The organism is Streptomyces sp. SLBN-118, assembly GCF_006715635.1.
In the GTDB taxonomy this organism is placed as follows: Bacteria; Actinomycetota; Actinomycetes; order Streptomycetales; family Streptomycetaceae; genus Streptomyces.
Window position 1 is genome coordinate 2,195,514 of sequence record NZ_VFNP01000001.1, and the last position, 16,955, is coordinate 2,212,468.

The 16,955-nt window shown below is 70.7% G+C and carries 11 protein-coding genes; 2 read left to right on the forward strand and 9 right to left on the reverse strand.

Annotation, left to right across the window (positions count from 1 at the left end; translation table 11 throughout):
• Positions 1–69: 69 nt before the first annotated feature.
• From FBY35_RS36060 to FBY35_RS09835, 6 genes are all read right to left on the reverse strand, one after another.
• On the reverse strand, positions 70–216 hold the full coding sequence (locus FBY35_RS36060) for a hypothetical protein (protein WP_160159249.1): 147 nt from the start codon (positions 214–216) through the stop codon (positions 70–72).
• Positions 217–288: 72 nt separating this feature from the next.
• Positions 289–1,839 carry a signal recognition particle protein gene (ffh, locus tag FBY35_RS09815; RefSeq protein ID WP_142213416.1) on the reverse strand — a complete coding sequence of 517 codons (1,551 nt, stop codon included), beginning with the start codon at positions 1,837–1,839 and terminating at the stop codon, positions 289–291.
• A 97-nt stretch (positions 1,840–1,936) separates the two neighbouring features.
• On the reverse strand, positions 1,937–4,390 hold the full coding sequence (locus FBY35_RS09820) for a [protein-PII] uridylyltransferase (protein ID WP_142213417.1): 2,454 nt from the start codon (positions 4,388–4,390) through the stop codon (positions 1,937–1,939).
• 34 nt (positions 4,391–4,424) lie between these two features.
• Complete coding sequence (locus FBY35_RS09825) at positions 4,425–4,763, reverse strand: P-II family nitrogen regulator (protein ID WP_084904268.1); 339 nt, start codon at positions 4,761–4,763, stop codon at positions 4,425–4,427.
• On the reverse strand, positions 4,760–6,115 hold the full coding sequence (locus FBY35_RS09830) for an ammonium transporter (protein WP_142213418.1): 1,356 nt from the start codon (positions 6,113–6,115) through the stop codon (positions 4,760–4,762). The genes FBY35_RS09825 and FBY35_RS09830 overlap by 4 nt, the downstream gene beginning before the upstream one ends.
• Before the next feature lie 341 nt (positions 6,116–6,456).
• Positions 6,457–7,926, reverse strand: a complete 1,470-nt coding sequence (locus FBY35_RS09835; RefSeq protein ID WP_142213419.1) for a hypothetical protein — start codon at positions 7,924–7,926, stop codon at positions 6,457–6,459.
• Positions 7,927–8,353: 427 nt separating this feature from the next.
• Between FBY35_RS09835 and FBY35_RS09840 the strand changes: the two genes are divergently transcribed.
• Complete coding sequence (locus FBY35_RS09840) at positions 8,354–9,010, forward strand: bifunctional DNA primase/polymerase (protein ID WP_142213420.1); 657 nt, start codon at positions 8,354–8,356, stop codon at positions 9,008–9,010.
• A 122-nt stretch (positions 9,011–9,132) separates the two neighbouring features.
• Here FBY35_RS09840 and ftsY read toward each other — a convergent pair whose 3' ends face one another.
• Positions 9,133–10,341 carry a signal recognition particle-docking protein FtsY gene (gene ftsY / locus FBY35_RS09845; protein WP_142213421.1) on the reverse strand — a complete coding sequence of 403 codons (1,209 nt, stop codon included), beginning with the start codon at positions 10,339–10,341 and terminating at the stop codon, positions 9,133–9,135.
• A 192-nt stretch (positions 10,342–10,533) separates the two neighbouring features.
• On the opposite strand from ftsY, the gene FBY35_RS09850 reads away from it, so the two are divergent.
• Positions 10,534–11,505 carry an LLM class flavin-dependent oxidoreductase gene (locus FBY35_RS09850; protein WP_142213422.1) on the forward strand — a complete coding sequence of 324 codons (972 nt, stop codon included), beginning with the start codon at positions 10,534–10,536 and terminating at the stop codon, positions 11,503–11,505.
• Between the two features lie 39 nt (positions 11,506–11,544).
• On the opposite strand, the gene FBY35_RS09855 is transcribed toward FBY35_RS09850, so the two are convergent.
• Together FBY35_RS09855 and smc are read right to left on the reverse strand one after the other, a co-directional pair.
• On the reverse strand, positions 11,545–12,966 hold the full coding sequence (locus FBY35_RS09855) for a sugar porter family MFS transporter (protein WP_142213423.1): 1,422 nt from the start codon (positions 12,964–12,966) through the stop codon (positions 11,545–11,547).
• Between the two features lie 219 nt (positions 12,967–13,185).
• Complete coding sequence (smc, locus tag FBY35_RS09860; protein ID WP_142213424.1) at positions 13,186–16,740, reverse strand: chromosome segregation protein SMC; 3,555 nt, start codon at positions 16,738–16,740, stop codon at positions 13,186–13,188.
• Positions 16,741–16,955: the final 215 nt, after the last annotated feature.

Below are 16,955 nucleotides of genomic sequence, written 5' to 3' on the forward strand. Positions count from 1 at the left end.
GCGAGGTGCGGGTCCCCTCGCGGCACCGTGGCACTCGTTCCGCAGCGGCCCCGGCCGGCCGACACCCCGTCACGCCTTCTCGTTGACCCGCACGATGCCGCCCGCGCGATGCCGCCCGCGCGATGCCGCCCGCGCGATGCCGCCCGCGCGATGCCGCCCGCGCGATGCCGCCTGCGCGGTACGCCACTTCTCCTCGGCGCACCCGCGAGCCCCCATGGTAGTCCCGCCGCCCAGCCGAACGCACAAGGGCCCGCGGCCGGTCCGGCCGCGGGCCCTTGTGGACCGCTGTCAGCCCATGAACTTCTTGAACTCGTCGGGCAGTTCGAAGTCCTTGCCCGGCTCGCCCGCCGGGAGTCCGAACGCCCCGCCCTGCGCCGCCTGCTCGCGGCGGGCCGCTGCCGCCTGCTCCTCGGCCTTGCGCTTCATCGGGTTGCCGCTCTTGCGCTTGCCCTTGGCCTGCTTGACCTGCTTCTTCTGACGGCCGGGGCCGCCACCCATGCCAGGCATCCCGGGCATTCCCGGCATCCCGCCGCCCTGGGCCATCCTCGACATCATCTTGCGGGCCTCGAAGAACCGCTCCACCAGACTCTTCACGGCGCTGACCTCGACACCCGAGCCCTTGGCGACACGGGCCCGGCGCGAGCCGTTGATGATCGTCGGGTCCTGGCGCTCGGCCGGGGTCATCGACTTGATGATCGCGGCGGTACGGTCCACGTCCCGCTCGTCGATGTTGTTGATCTGGTCCTTGATCTGGCCCATGCCGGGCAGCATCCCGAGCAGCTTGGAGATGGAGCCCATCTTCCTGACCTGCTCCATCTGGGCCAGGAAGTCGTCGAGCGTGAAGTCCTTGCCCTTGCTGCTCGCCAGCTTGGAGGCCATCTTGGCGGCCTCTTCCTGGCTGAAGGTCTGCTCGGCCTTCTCGATCAGGCTGAGCATGTCGCCCATGCCGAGGATGCGGGACGCCATGCGGTCCGGGTGGAACGCGTCGAAGTCGTCCAGCTTCTCGCCGTTGGAGGCGAACATGATCTGGCGACCGGTGACGTGCGCGATGGAGAGCGCGGCACCACCGCGGGCATCGCCGTCGAGCTTGGAGAGCACCACGCCGTCGAAGCCGACGCCGTCGCGGAAGGCCTCCGCGGTGTTGACCGCGTCCTGGCCGATCATCGCGTCGACGACGAAGAGGACCTCGTCGGGGCCGACGGCGTCGCGGATGTCCGCGGCCTGCTGCATCAGCTCCTGGTCGATGCCGAGGCGGCCGGCGGTGTCGACGATGACCACGTCGTACTGCTTGGCCCTGGCGTGTTCGACGGAGTCCTTGGCGACCTTGACCGGGTCGCCGACACCGTTGCCCGGCTCGGGCGCGTAGACCGCGACGCCGGCGCGCTCGGCGACGACGGCGAGCTGGTTGACCGCGTTGGGGCGCTGAAGGTCACAGGCGACGAGCAGCGGCGCGTGGCCCTGGCCCTTCAGCCAGAGGCCCAGCTTTCCGGCGAGCGTGGTCTTACCCGCACCCTGGAGACCGGCGAGCATGATCACGGTCGGCGGCTGCTTGGCGAAGCGCAGGCGGCGCGTCTCGCCACCGAGGATGCCGATGAGCTCCTCGTTGACAATCTTGATGACCTGCTGGGCCGGGTTCAGTGCCTGGGAGACCTCGGCGCCGGTCGCGCGTTCCTTGATCTGCTTGATGAAGGCACGGACGACGGGCAGCGCCACGTCGGCCTCGAGCAGCGCGATACGGATCTCGCGCGCCGTGGCGTCGATGTCCGCCTCGGACAGGCGGCCCTTGCCCCGGAGGTTCTTGAATGTCGCGGCAAGGCGGTCGGAGAGGGTGTCGAACACGGTGGTCGCGGGTCCTCAGATGTCGGGGGCGGGCGGACAGTGTCCCCCAGGGTATCCGGCCGCGCGAGGTGGGGTCTGCCCCGTGGGGGGTCTCACATCAGCCGCGCAGCAGCGCTTCCAGGGCACTGGCGGTTCTGGCCGCCTCCTCGGCGGGCAGTGGCGCCCCCTCGGCATCGGTCACATAGAAGGCGTCAACAGCGTTCGAGCCGAGGGTGGAGACATGGGCGCTGCGCACCCGTACCGCCTCGTCCTCCAGTGCCCGGCCGATCCGGTGCAGCAGACCCGGGGCGTCCTGGGCGCGGACCTCGATGACCGTGGCCAGGCTCGAACCGGCCGCGGCGACCGTTACCAGCGGTGGCGGGGCCTGAGCTCCACGGCGGCGCGGGTAGGCGGCCTCACGCTCGGCGAGCCTGGCCGGGATGTCGAGCGAGCCGTCCAGGGCCCGGACCAGATCGCTGCGCAGCCGGGCGGCCTGCGGCAGGGAGCCGTACTCCGCGGCGACGCGCCAGCTCAGCAGCAGTACGCCGGCGGGTCCACCCAGTTCGCTGGGCAGCTCGATGGAGCGCAGATCGGCGGCGCGCACGGTCAGCCGGTGCAGGGCGAGCACTCCGGCCGCGGCGGGCAGGACGCCCGGCTGGTCGGGCAGCGCGATCAGCAGCTCGACGCCGACCGGTCCGGGCTCGTCCCCGCCGGGCGCCTCGGGTTGCGCGTGCAGCGAGAGTACGGGTTCGCCGGTCCGCAGCGCCTCGATGGCGAGGCGTTCCTGTTCGGCGCTGGGTTCGGCGGGCTCCGGCTCGGCGGGGGCGTTGCCCGCGAGGACCGCCGCCACGCGGTTGACCAGGTCCGTCACGAGCGAGCCGCGCCAGGACGACCAGGCCGCGGGCCCGGTGGCGAGCGCGTCGGCCTCGGTGAGGGCGTGCAGCAGCTCCAGGGTGCTCACCGAACCCACGACGTCGGCGACGGAGGCGACCGTCGCGGGATCGTCCAGATCGCGCCGGGTGGCCGTTTCGATCAGCAGCAGGTGGTGGCGTACGAGTGTGGCGATGACGGCCACGTCCGCGCGGTCGAATCCGATCCGGGTGGCGACGTCCCGCGCGATGGTCTCGCCGGCCACCGAGTGGTCGCCGGGCCAGCCCTTGCCGATGTCGTGCAGCAGGGCGGCGATCAGCAGCAGGTCGGGGCGGCCGACGCGGCGGGTCAGCGACGAGGCCTTGACCGCGGCCTCGACGAGATGCCGGTCGACGGTCCAGGTGTGCACGGCGTTGCGCTGCGGGCGGCACCGTACACGCTCCCAGTCGGGCAGCAGCCGGGTGATCAGGCCCTCGGCCTCCAGCGCCTCCCACACACCGATCGTCGACTCCCCCGCGCCCAGCAGAGTGACCAGTTCCTCGCGCGCCTCGGCGGGCCAGGGCACGGGCAGCGGCTTGGTGGTGGCGGCGAGGCGGCGGACCGCGTGCAGGGAGATCGGCAGACCCGACTGCGCGGCCGCGGCGGCGGCTCGCAGCGGTAGCACGGGGTCGCGCTCGGGCTTGGCGGTGCGCGCGAGCACCACCTCACCGTCCTGCTCGACGACGCCTTCGGCGAGCGGGCTGCGCTCGGGCTGCTGTCCACGGCCACCGCTGAGCATGGCGCGCAACCGGGGTCGTACGGCCCGCGACCTGAGCACCCGGTTCACCTCGCGCCAGGTGACATCGGTGGCGTACGAGACGGTGCGCGCGGCCTCGTACACCTGGCGCAGCAGCGCGTCGGCGTCCAGCAGCCCCAGCTCGGCGGCGACCTGGTCCTGCTCCTGGAGGGCGAGGCGGTCGGTGGCCCGCCCGGTCGTCAGATGCAGCGCGTCGCGGGCGTCCAGGAGCGTCCGCCGCGCCTCGGCGAGCCCTTCGCGCGGCGCGTCGGCGAGCCAGGATGCGGCGACGGCACGCAGTGCGGTGGCGTCACGCAACCCGCCCCGCGCCTCCTTCAGGTCGGGCTCCAGCAGGAACTGCAGCTCCCCCTGGCGCTCGGCCCGTTCCCGGCAGAGCTCGTCGAGTTCGGGCAGCCGCTTGGGGGCCTGGTTGCGCCAGTCGGCCAGTACGGCAGTGCGCAGCCCGGCGACCAGACCCGGATCGCCCGCGACCGGGCGCGCGTCCAGGAGCCCCAGCTGCACCTTCAGGTCCTCCCCCGCGGTCTTGCGGGCCTCGCCGGGGGTGCGTACGGAATGGTCGAGGGCGAGCCCCAGGTCCCACACCGGGTACCAGATCCGGTCCGCGAGCGCGGCGAGAGCGCCCGCTTGGGCGCTCCCGTCGTGCAGCAGGAGCAGATCGAGGTCGCTGCGCGGCGACAGCTCCCCGCGTCCGTAGCCGCCGACGGCGACGAGCGCCGCGCCCCGCACCTTCGTCTCCAGACAGGCGGTGGTGAACAGCGCGGACAGCCACTCGTCGGTCAGCCTGGCCAGGGCAGCACGGCGCGGCGGCCCGGACTGCTCCTTCTCGTTGAGAAGGCGCAGCCGGGCCGCCGCATAGCCGCTGGGTCCCGAGTCTTCCGCTTCGGTGGTCACTTCCACGCTCGTCACCCAGTAGCTCCTGATTCTGTAAAGCGGTCGCGACTCAGAGCGCGTCGGGGCCGCGCTCGCCGGTTCGTACCCGTACGGCCGTGTCGACCGGGACGCTCCAGACCTTGCCGTCGCCGATCTTGCCGGTGCGGGCCGCCTTGACGACCACGTCGATGAGCTGTTCGGCGTCGTCGTCCTCGACCAGTACCTCGATACGGATCTTCGGCACCAGGTCGACGGTGTACTCCGCGCCCCGGTAGACCTCGGTGTGACCGCGCTGGCGGCCGTAACCACTGGCTTCCGTGACGGTGAGGCCCTGGACGCCGAAGGCCTGCAGGGCCTCCTTGATCTCGTCCAGCCGGTGTGGCTTCACGACTGCGGTGATGAGCTTCATGCGTCCACCTTCTTGTTCTCAGCAGCTGCCACGGTTTCGGCCGGCGTGGGCACGGCCTTGCGGGAGCCGGCGCCGCCGCCCGCACCGCTGAAGTCGTACGCCGTCTCGGCGTGCTCGTCCTGGTCGATTCCGGAGACCTCGACGTCCTCGTCCACCCGCATACCGATGGTCTTGTCGAGGATGAAGGCGAGGATCGCCGATGCCACCAGAGAGTAGGCCAGCACCGCGCCGACACCGATGGCCTGCTTGCCGAGCTGGTCGAGGCCGCCGCCGTAGAAGAGGCCCTTGGCGTCGGACTGGACGCCACCGGTGGCGAAGAAGCCGACGAGCAGGGAGCCGGCGACACCGCCGACGAGGTGGACACCGACGACGTCCAGGGAGTCGTCGTAGCCGAGCTTGAACTTCAGGCCGACCGCCATGGCGCACAGCACACCGGCGATGACACCGATCGCGATCGCGCCGAGCGGCGAGCAGGATCCGCCGGACGGGGTGATGGCGACCAGGCCGGCGACCGCGCCGGAGGCGGCACCGAGCGTGGTGAACGCACCGTGGCGGATCTTCTCGTACGCGAGCCAGGCGAGCATCGCGGCGGCCGTGGCGACCTGGGTGTTGACGAACATCACCGCGCCGACGCCGTCGTCGTTGCCCAGCCACGATCCGGCGTTGAAGCCGAACCAGCCGAACCACAGCAGACCGGCGCCGAGCATCACCAGCGGCAGGCTGTGCGGCCGCATCGGGTCCTTCTTGAAGCCCACACGCTTGCCGATGACCAGGATCACGCCGAGGGCCGCGGCTCCGGCGTTGATGTGGACGGCGGTACCGCCGGCGAAGTCGATGACGCCGAGCTCGAAGAGCCAGCCGCCCGCGCCCCACACCCAGTGCGCGACCGGGAAGTACACGACGGTGACCCAGAGCGTGATGAACAGCGCCCAGGCGGTGAACTTGACGCGGTCGGCGAGCGCACCGCTTATCAGCGCGGGCGTGATGATCGCGAACATCAGCTGGAAGACGGCGAAGACGTACACCGGGATGGTGTAGCCGTCCCACAGCTGGGTGAGGCCGAGGCCACTCAGTCCGACGTAGTCGGAGGTCCAGCCGATGAGGCCACCCTTGTCGGTGCCGAATGCGGCGCTGAATCCGTACAGCACCCAAAGGATCGTGACGATCCCGAGGCTGATGAAGCTCATCATCAGCATGTTCAGGGTGGACTTGACCCGGACCATGCCTCCATAGAAGAAGGCCAGGCCCGGAGTCATGATCATCACCAGGGCGGAGCAGATGAGCATGAAGCCGGTGTTGGCTGCAGACAGCGTCGGGGTGTCTGCTGCAAGCGTCGAGATGCCTGTTGGCATCGGCGTCTCCTCGTCGTCGGTGCGGCCGCGTGCGGGCGAAGCCTGAGCGGAAGGGCGGGCCGGTTATTCGCCCTGAGGTTGGCGCAATGCCGTTTCGGTCGATGCCGCACGATGTTTCGCCGCAGTGACGAAGAGGTCCGGCGTGTTACACCGCCATGAACTGCGGGGTCACGAGTACGTAACGGGAGTACCCTCTGCGCACGTCGCGGGCCTGAGGAATAACGGCTCGCAGGCCGCCTCGCTGAACCGGCCGCGACGTCACCCGGATGACCTGCGGCGGGGGAGCCGAGTCGGACTGTTCGGGGTGAGCGTCGCGGCCGGGGCCTTGAAGGAGCGGCCTCTCAGACCGCTTCCGCGGTCTCGGGCAGCTGGGAGGTGAGCTGGTCGGTGAGGTGGACGACCTCGGCCACGTCACCGAAGTCCCGGGCCGCGCTGTCGACGGTCTTGCGCAGCCGGGTGTTGACCCGCTCGGAGCGGACCCGCTTGGCGACCTTCAGCGCCTCCCCGGCCAGGGCAGTCGACTGTTCGGGCTCCCTCTTGAGCAGATGAACGGTGGCCATACCGATCAGGTTCAGCGCGTACGACCGCTGGTGCTCCTGGTCCTGGCCGAAGAGCTCCACGGCGCGCTGCATTATCGGCTCGGCGAGCGAGGCGTACGTGGGGCTGCGGCCTGCCACATAGGCCAGATCACGGTACGAGTGGGCGTTCTCGGCATTGAGCTCGGCCTCGGAGAAGAAGCGGATCCAGTCCGGCTCCGGCTCGCCGTCCATACCAGCGTCGGCGAAGGTGTCCTCGGCCATCCGGACGGCTCGCTTGCACTTGCTGGGCTGGCCCATATTGGCGTAAGCGCGGGCCTCCATCGCATACAGCATCGCCTGGGTGCGCGGGGTGGCGCAGTCGCGGCTGCCGTACTGCGCGAGATGAATGAGCTCCAGGGCGTCGTCCGGCCGCCCCAGGTGGATCATCTGGCGGCTCATGGAGGACAGGATGTACGAGCCGAGAGGCTTGTCGGCCGCCTCCTTGGCGGCGTGCAGCGCGAGCACGAAGTACTTCTGCGCGGTGGGCTGCAGGCCGACGTCGTAACTCATCCAGCCGGCCAGCTCGGCGAGCTCGGCCGCGCATGTGAACAGGCGCTGGGCCGTGCCTTCGGGCTGCGGCTCCTGCAACAGGTCGGTGACCTCGTGCAGTTGGCCCACCACGGCCTTGCGGCGCAGTCCGCCGCCGCACTGTGCGTCCCACTGGCGGAACATCGCCGTGGTGGACTCCAGCAGGTCGAGCTCGGGCTTTGACAGCCGTGAGGACCTGCGCGCTGCGGCCGGCTGCGCTGCCGGCTCGCCGGGCGGTGAGGCCACCAGCCAGCGCTGCATGGGCTCGACGAGGGCGGGGCCCGCGGCCAGGGCGAGTGAGGTGCCGAGGAAGCCGCGCCGCGCCAGCATCAGATCGCTGCGGGAGAACTCACCGAGGAGGGCGACGGTCTGCGGGCCGGCCCACGGCAGGTCGACCCCGGACACCGACGGTGACTGGTGCGCCGTGCGCAGACCGATGTCCTCGATGGCGACCACGCACCCGAAGCGCTCGGAGAACAGCTCGGAGAGAATGCGGGGGATCGGCTCGCGCGGCTGTTCCCCGTCGAGCCAGCGGCGCACCCGTGAGGTGTCCGTGCTGATGTGGTGTGCGCCCATCTGGCGCGCCCGGCGGTTCACTTGGCGCGCCAGCTCGCCCTTCGACCAACCGCTGCGCACGAACCACGAACTCAACTGCTCGTTCGGGCGCTTGCCGGTATTCGTACCGCCTGCGCCGGTGCCCGCCACTGGATTGCCCCCATCCGCTGAAACGCTGTGTCGCCCGAACCCTTACCAGAATGCCGTGAGTTGAGGCTCTCCGGTGGAGGTTGCACCCCATCGAGTGGGAAACCGAGTTGCCTCCGGCATACCCACGGATGTGCAGAACTCCAGGGCTCGTGTACTGAACGTAGCCCCACGATCACCCGTCCAGCGAGGGCGATTCCAGAAACGCCACCATTCGCCACCCCTTCGAATGAACTCACCTGCCGCCAGGCGCGATTCACTTGACACACGACGATCAGGAGTCGGCGGAGCGGTGCGCGCGCAGGCGCGCGACCCGGGCCGCGCCACCCCTCCTGCCACAATGCGCCGCCGGACCTTCACGGATTGCGACGCAGTGTAACGAGCAGACTTCAGGTGGTAACCACCGGCGATTCGACCCGTTGGAGGGGGCATGGGCTTCACGATCGGCGGCAGCCGGGGGATCAGGGAGATCAGGCCCGGCTCACGGCGCCGTGCCCGCACCGCGGAGTGCACCGTCGTGGCGGAGTACACGGGACTGTGGGGCTGGGACGTGGCGCCGGGGGCGCGAACGGCTTCCGGCGAGTGTTCCTGCGGGGCGGGCGACTGCCCGTCCCCGGGGGCCCATCCACTCGGCTTCGCCCCCGAGGTCCCCGCAGGCGCCACGGTGGACGAGGTCACCACGGCATGGGCCGAGGTACCCGGCGCGGCGCTCCTGCTGCCGGTCGGCCGCACCTTCGACATCCTGGACGTCGCCGCCCCGGCGGGCCGGCGGGCGCTGGTGCGCCTGGAGCGGATGGGCCTGCCGCTCGGCCCGGTGACGGCCACGCCGGACGGCCGCTGCCAGTTCTTCGTCGCGCCGGGCGCGGCCGACGAACTCCCGCAACTGCTCTACCGGATGGGCTGGGACGACGCGGACCTGGACCTGCACTGCCTGGGCCCCGGCGCGCACATCACGGCCCCGCCGTCGGACCACGCCGGCCTTGGCCCGGTCAGCTGGCTGCGCCCGCCGTCGCTGGACACGGCGGCGGCGCCGCCGGAGGCGCGGCTGCTGCTGGGGACGCTGGCGTACGTCTGCCACCGTTCCTGAAGCGGCGGCTTCGCCCGGGACCCCGCTCCTCAATATCCCCCGGACTTCGCGGCGGGACCCCCGAGCGGCTGGATGCGGCCGAAGGTCGCCCGCCGGGCCCCGGGGCAAAGCCTGGGCGCGATCTACTCGCCGATCAGTGCGTCCACGAACGCCTCCGGCTCGAACGGCGCCAGGTCGTCGGGCCCCTCGCCCAGACCCACCAGCTTCACCGGGACGCCCAGCTCGCGCTGGACCGCCACCACGATGCCGCCCTTGGCCGTGCCGTCCAGCTTGGTCAGCACGATGCCGGTGATGTCCACGACCTCTGCGAAGACCCGCGCCTGCACCAGGCCGTTCTGTCCGGTCGTCGCGTCCAGGACCAGCAGGATCTCGTCCAGCGGGCCATGTTTCTCGACGACGCGCTTGACCTTGCCGAGCTCGTCCATCAGGCCCGTCTTGGTGTGCAGCCGGCCCGCGGTGTCGATCAGTACGATGTCCGCGCCCTCGGCGATGCCCTCCTTGACCGCGTCGAACGCGATCGACGCCGGGTCGCCGCCCTCGGGGCCGCGCACGGTGCGCGCGCCGACCCGCTCGCCCCAGGTCTGGAGCTGGTCCGCGGCAGCCGCACGGAAGGTGTCCGCCGCTCCGAGTACGACCGAGCGGCCGTCCGCGACGAGCACCCGCGCCAGCTTTCCGGTCGTGGTGGTCTTTCCGGTGCCGTTGACACCGACAACCATGACGACGCCCGGGGTGTCAAGACCGCTCTCGGTCTTTACCGCACGGTCGAAGTCGGTGCCGAGGAGGTGCAGCAGCTCCTCGCGCAGCAGCCCGCGCAGCTCGTCGGGCGTACGCGTGCCGAGCACCTTCACCCGCTCGCGCAGCCGCTCGACCAGCTCCTGGGTCGGCGCGACGCCGACGTCCGCCGTGAGCAGGGTGTCCTCGATCTCCTCCCAGGTCTCCTCGTCGAGGTGCTCGCGCGACAGGAGTGTGAGCAGCCCCTTGCCGAGGGAGTTCTGGGAGCGGGCGAGACGCGCGCGTAGGCGGACCAGCCGGCCCGCGGTCGGCTCGGGGATCTCGATCTCGGGGGCGAGGGGCTCCTCGACGACGACCGGAGCCGTGGCTCCTGTGGTGTCGGGGAGGTCGACCTCCTCGATCGTGCGGCGCGGCTCCTCGACCGTCGGGGCGGCGTCCTCACCGACCTGAGGCTCGGCGGGCGGGGCAGTGATGGTCGGCGTGCTCGACGGTGCCGAGGGCGGCAGCTGCTTCTTCTTCTTGCGGCTGCTGACCACGAGCCCGCTGATCGCGCCGACCGCGACCAGGGCGATGACTACAGCAAGGATGAGGATTTCCATAACCCGTCCAGTATGCGTGACCTCGCAGATGGCCGTTTGCTCCCCCGGCCGGGCACGCAGCCCTTCCGACCGGGCCGGCCGGCCACCCTCCACGGCAGTGGCGGAACCGGGTCCGCCCCTCTATCAATCTGACACGACGTCAGCTACCGTCCCTCCTCGCCGTGCTCATACGCTGCGGAGGGGGACGTTCCCATGGCTTTCACGGTGGCCCGCTTCAATCTCGTCGATCCCGACGCGACACCCGAAACCCTTGCGGCCCGCTATCGCGCCGCCCTGGAGATGGCCGCGTACGCCGACGACCGCGGCATCGACACGATCCAGACCGAGGAGCACCACGGCGCCGGGAACAACTGGCTGCCCTCCCCCTTCGTCTTCGCCGGCGCCGTCCTCGGCTCCACCCGCCGTATCGCGGTCACCGTCTCCGCGATCATCGGTCCGCTGTACGACCCGTTGCGGCTGGCCGAGGACATCGCCGTGCTCGACCTGATCGGCAGGGGACGTCTGGTCACGGTCGCGGGCATCGGATACCGGCCCGAGGAGTACGAGGCCCACGGCGTCGACTGGGGCCGGCGCGGCAAGATCCAGGACCTGCTCCTGGAGACCCTCCTCAAGGCGTGGACGGGCGAGCCCTTCACCTACGAGGGCCGTACGGTACGGGTCACCCCGCGCCCGTACACCCAGCCGCACCCCCTGCTGCTCGTCGGCGGCTCGTCGCAGGCGGCGGCCCGCCGCGCCGCCCGCCTCGGACTGCCGTTCTTCCCGAGCGCGCATCTGCCGGAGCTGGAGTCGTACTACCAGGACAGGCTCGCCGAATACGGCACCGAGGGCTGGACGATGATGCCCGCCGAGAAGACGCCGCTCCTGCATCTCTCCGACGACCCCGACCGCACCTGGGCCGAGTACGGGAAGCACTTCCTCCACGAGGCTCGGATGTACGCCTCGTGGCAGTCCAAGGACATCCGTTCGGCGGTGAAGTCCACGGCCACCACCGTCGAGGAGCTCCGCGCCGAGGGTGTGTACCGGATCGTGACACCGGACGAGTGCGTGGCGCTGGGCGGGGAGAGCCTTGTACTGCATCCGCTGTGCGGCGGGATGCCGGTGGACGAGGGCTGGCGCAGCCTGCAGCTGCTGTGCGAACACGTACTGCCCCGGCTCACTGGTTGAGCCGGGGCAGTTCCGTGACGAGGAGAGGGGCAGCGGGGATTAGCCCATCTCCTCCAACGCCTTGCCCTTCGTCTCCTTGACGTACCTGAGCACGAAGGGGATCGAGAGCACGGCGAAGACTGTGTAGATGACATACGTGGCCGAGAGATTCCAGTCCGACAGGCTCGGGAAGCTCGCGGTGATGGCCCAGTTGGCGATCCACTGGGCGGAGGCCGCAACGCCGAGTGCCGCGGCACGGATCCGGTTGGGGAACATCTCGCCCAGGAACACCCAGACCACAACACCCCAGGACAGGGCGAAGAAGAGCACGAAGACATGGGCGGCGACCAGGGCCACGACACCCTGGGTGGTGGGCAGCTTGCCGTCGACGAGATCGGCGGAGAAGGCCCAGGCCTCAAAGGCCAGCGCGATCGCCATACCGGCGGAGCCGACGAGGGCGAGCGGACGCCGGCCGATCCTGTCCACGAACACCATCGCGATCACGGTGCCGATGATGTTGATGATCGAGGTGGTGAAGGAGTAGAGGAACGAGTCGGTCGGGTCGATGCCGACGGACTGCCACAGCGTCGAGGAGTAGTAGAACGCGACGTTGATACCGACGAGCTGCTGGAAGACCGAGAGTCCGATGCCGACCCAGACGATGGGCAGGAAGCCGAAGCGGCTGCCCAGCAGGTCCTTGAAGGTCGACTTGTGCTCGCTGCGCATCGCCTGGTCGATCTCGGCGACACGGGCGTACAGGTCGACGCCGTGGCCCTCGACCTCGCCGAGGACCTCCTTCGCCCGGTCCGCCCTGCCGACGGAGATCAGGAAGCGGGGCGACTCGGGGATCGCGAAGGACAGCAGTCCGTAGAGCACCGCGGGCACGACCATGACGCCGAGCATCCACTGCCAGGCCTCGAGCCCGCCGATCTCGCCGCGCTGCTCACCGTCGGCAAGCTGCAGGATGCCGTAGTTCACCAGCTGGGAGACGGCGATGCCGATGACGATCGCCGCCTGCTGGAAGGAGGCCAGCCGGCCGCGGTAGGCGGGCGGGGACACCTCGGCGATATAGGCCGGGCCGATGACCGATGCCATGCCGATGGCGAAGCCGCCGATGATCCGCCAGATGGCGAGGTCCCAGAGGGCGAAGGGCACGGCGGAGCCGACCGCGCTGATGGTGAAGAGCGTGGCGGCTATCTGCATACAGCGGATGCGGCCGATGCGGTCGGCGATCCGGCCGGCTGTGGCGGCGCCGATGGCGCAGCCGATCAGGGCGATCGCGATGACCTGGGCGAGCGTGCCGGAACCGATGTCGTAGCGGTCACGTATGGCCTCGACGGCACCGTTGATGACGGAGCTGTCGTAGCCGAAGAGGAAACCGCCCATCGCGGCGGCGGCCGTGATGAAGATGACATGGCCGAGGTGGTCGGGATGTGCCTCACGGGCCCCCGGTACAGGGGGGTGCTGCGCGGTGCTGGTCACGTGTACTCCTCGGGCGTCCGGCAGCGTCGCCGGGCGTGGGGGGCGAGCCCTTCAAGCGGCGTACAACAAGCCGCCGCCCACCACTTGAAGGTAAATGCAACGCAGCAGAGACTATTCGTTCACGTTTCGAAGTCAAGAGGCGGAACAAGCCGGATTCACGACGCAGCTCCCTAGCTTTTCGTTCAAGTGTTGAAGATGTGTTCAGAGTGCGGAGAAGCGTCAACGAAGGCGTTGGCTGATGACCTTGGAGACCCCGTCGCCCTGCATGGACACGCCGTACAGCGCGTCGGCGACCTCCATCGTCCGCTTCTGGTGCGTGATCACGATCAGCTGCGAGGACTCCTGGAGCTCCTGCATGATCCGGATCAGCCGCTGGAGGTTGGTGTCGTCGAGCGCCGCCTCGACCTCGTCCATGACATAGAACGGGCTCGGCCGCGCCTTGAAGATCGACACCAGCAGCGCCACCGCCGTCAGCGACCGCTCACCGCCCGAGAGCAGCGAGAGCCTTTTCACCTTCTTGCCGGGCGGCCGGGCCTCGACATCCACACCCGTGGTGAGCATGTTGTCGGGATCCGTCAGAATCAGCCGTCCCTCACCGCCGGGGAAGAGCCGCGAGAAGACGCCCTCGAACTCGCGCGCGGTGTCCCGGTACGCCTCGGTGAAGACCTGCTCGACGCGCTCGTCGACCTCCTTGATCACCTGAAGGAGGTCGGCCCTGGTCTTCTTCAGGTCTTCCAGCTGCTCGGAGAGGAACTTGTGGCGCTCCTCCAGTGCCGAGAACTCCTCCAGCGCAAGCGGATTCACCTTCCCGAGCTGCTGGTAGGCCCGTTCCGCGGACTTGAGGCGCTTCTCCTGCTCACCGCGTGCGAAAGGTTTCGGCAGGTTCCGCGGGTGCTCGGGGTCCTGTGGCAGTTCCTCGCCCTCGGCGGGCGGTGAGGGCGGCACCAGCTGGTCGGGCCCGTACTCCGCGATCAGCCCGGCCGGTTCCACGCCGAGCTCCTCAAGAGCTCTGGTCTCCAACTGCTCGATCCGCAGTCGCTTCTCGGCCCCGAGCACCTCGCCGCGGTGCACCGAGTCGGTCAGCTTGTCGAGTTCGCCCTTGAGGTCACGCCCCTGGCTGCGGGCGGCGCCGAGATCCTGTTCACGCTCGGCCTTGGCCGCCTCGGCGGCCACCCGTTCCGCCTCGGCCCGCACGAGGGAGACCTCGACATGGGCGAGCAGCTGACGGGCGCCGCTCGCCACCGCGGAGGCGACCTCGGCCTCGTGGCGCAGCCGGGCGCGCCGCTGTTCGGCCCGCGCCCGTGCCTCGCGCTCGGCGCGCGCTCCCCGGTCGAGCGCATCCGCCCGTCCCGCGAGCCCCTTGACACGCTCCTCGTGCGTACGAACCTGGAGGCGGGCCTCCATCTCGGTCTGGCGGGCGTTGGCTCCGTCGGCCGCGAGCCGGTCCCGTACATGCGTGTCGGGCTCCTCCTCGACAGGAGCCTCCTCGGCGACCAGCAGCCGCTCGGCCAGCTCCTCGGCCTCCTCACGGGCGCGCTCCAGCGCTTCCTGCGCCCGGGCCGCGGCCGCAGACGTCCGCTCGGCCTCGCCCGCTGCGCCGCGCGCCTGCCCGGCGAGCCGCCCGAGCTGCCCCGACACCGCGGACTTCTCGCGGTCGGCGGCCCGGCGGCGCTCCCCCAGCTCCTCCACCAGGGCGGCGCATTCACGCCGGCGATCAGCGGCCTGCTGCTGGGCGGCGGCCAGTTCCTCGCACCGGACGGCCAGCTCCTCCAGCTCGGCGGCGGCCTCGTCGACGGAGGCCTGCACCTCAAGCAGGCTCGGCGCACCGGCGGAGCCGCCCTGCGCGAAGTGCGCGCCGAGGACGTCGCCCTCGGCGGTCACGGCGGTGAACTCGGGCCGCGCATAGACCAGATGCTCGGCATCCTCCAGCGTCCCGACGACGACGATGCCTCGGAGCAGTCTGCGCACGGCGGGCATCAGCTCGTCGGGCCCGCGCACCAGATCGGCCGCGAACGGCGAAGGGTCGGGGCGCCGCTCGGGCGCCGGGGACTCGGGCGCGCCACTCAGCAGTATCGCGGCGCGTCCCGCGTCGGACTTGCGCAGCAGCCGCAGCGCTTCGGCTGCCGTCGCCGGGGTCGACACGGCCACGGCGTCCGCGGCAGCGCCGAGCGCCGCCGCCACCGGAACCTCGTATCCGGTGGCCACCGTCAGCAGCTGGGAGGCCGGGCCCAGCAATCCGCTCAGCCGGTCCTTCGCGGCGAGCAGCGCACCCGTGCCGTCCTTGCGGCGCAGACCCAGGGCGAGCGCTTCGCGGCGGGCGGCGACGGCGGCGCGCTCGCGTTCGGCGGCGGTGAGCGCCTCACGGGCCGAGCCGAGCGCGGCTTCCGCCTCTGCCAGCTCCCGCCGTGCAGCGTCGTGCTGCTCGCCGAGCGCGGAGTCCCCGGCGTCGAGACCGTCGACCTCGGCCTTGAGCTGCTCGTACTCCTCTTGTGCTGCGACGGCCCGCTCCTGGGCCTCGTCGCGTGCGGCGGCCAGCCGGTCGATCTCGGCCTGTGCCGAGGCGGCCCTGCTGCGTGCCGCGTTGACCTGACCGCCCAGCCGGGCAAGGCCCTCGCGCCGGTCGGCGATCGCCCGGGCGACGTCCTTGAGCCGCCGCTCCTCGACCGTCAGCTCCCGCTCAAGCTCGGCGCGGTGCGCGACGGTGTCCTCCAGGGCGCGCTCGGCCGCCTCCAGCGCGGCCTCCAGCTCCGCCTCCTGCTCACGGATCCTGGCGGCCTCGCGCTCCATGTCCTCCGGATCGCGTCCACGCCGCTCGTCCGCGGGCGCAGCGCTCGCGCTCTTGACCCGTGCGTCGGCCAGCGAGATCGTGCCGCGCACCCGCTCGGCCAGCTGGGAGAGCTCGTACCAGCTCTGCTGTGCCTGCTGCAGCCGTGGCGCGAGGCGCCGTACCTCGTCCTCCAGCTCCGCCTCGCGCGTCAGCGCCGCCTTGAGCTCCGCCTCGGCCGCGTCCTTGCGTTCCTTCAGCGCGGCCTCGTCGGCGATCTCACTGCGCAGCGCCTCCCGCAGCCGTACGAGATCGTCCGCGAGCAGCCGCAGCCGGGCGTCGCGCAGATCGGCCTGGATGACGGCGGCCCGCCGGGCAACGGCTGCCTGCCGCCCCAGCGGCTTGAGCTGGCGGCGCAGCTCGTCGGTCAGATCCTGTACGCGTGCGAGGTTGGCCTGCATCGCGTCCAGCTTCCGCAGCGCCTTCTCCTTGCGCTTGCGGTGCTTGAGGACACCCGCGGCCTCCTCGATGAAGGCCCTGCGTCCCGTCGGGTCGGCGTGCAGTACGGAGTCGAGCTGGCCCTGGCCGACGATGACGTGCATCTCGCGACCGATGCCGGAGTCGGACAGCAGTTCCTGGATGTCCAGGAGCCGGCAGGTGTCGCCGTTGAGCTGGTACTCGCTGCCGCCGTTGCGGAACATGATCCGCGTAATGGTGACTTCGGCGTAGTCGATGGGGAGCGCGCCGTCGGAGTTGTCGATGGTGAGGGAGACCTCGGCGCGGCCCAGCGGGGGCCGCCCGGTCGTCCCGGCGAAGATGACGTCCTCCATCTTGCCGCCGCGCAGCGACTTGGCCCCCTGCTCCCCCATGACCCAGGAGAGCGCGTCCACCACGTTGGACTTGCCCGAACCGTTGGGCCCCACGACGCAGGTGATGCCCGGCTCGAAGCGCAGCGTCGTGGCGGACGCGAAGGATTTGAACCCGCGAAGGGTCATGGCCTTGAGGTGCACGCAGCCGGACTCTACCGTGCGCTTCGCTCACAAGGCCGGAGCATGTTGGCTCGGGCCTGCCACATGGGGTTTCCTGCCGGGCCCCCGGGGGGGGTACCCGCCGGGGAAGACACAGTGCTCGCGGTTTCGCCCATGAAGGTGCAGGGCACATCTGACGGTAAGCGAACGACGGTAAGGGGCGGGACAAAGAAACAGGCGGGGCAAAGAAAGAAGGG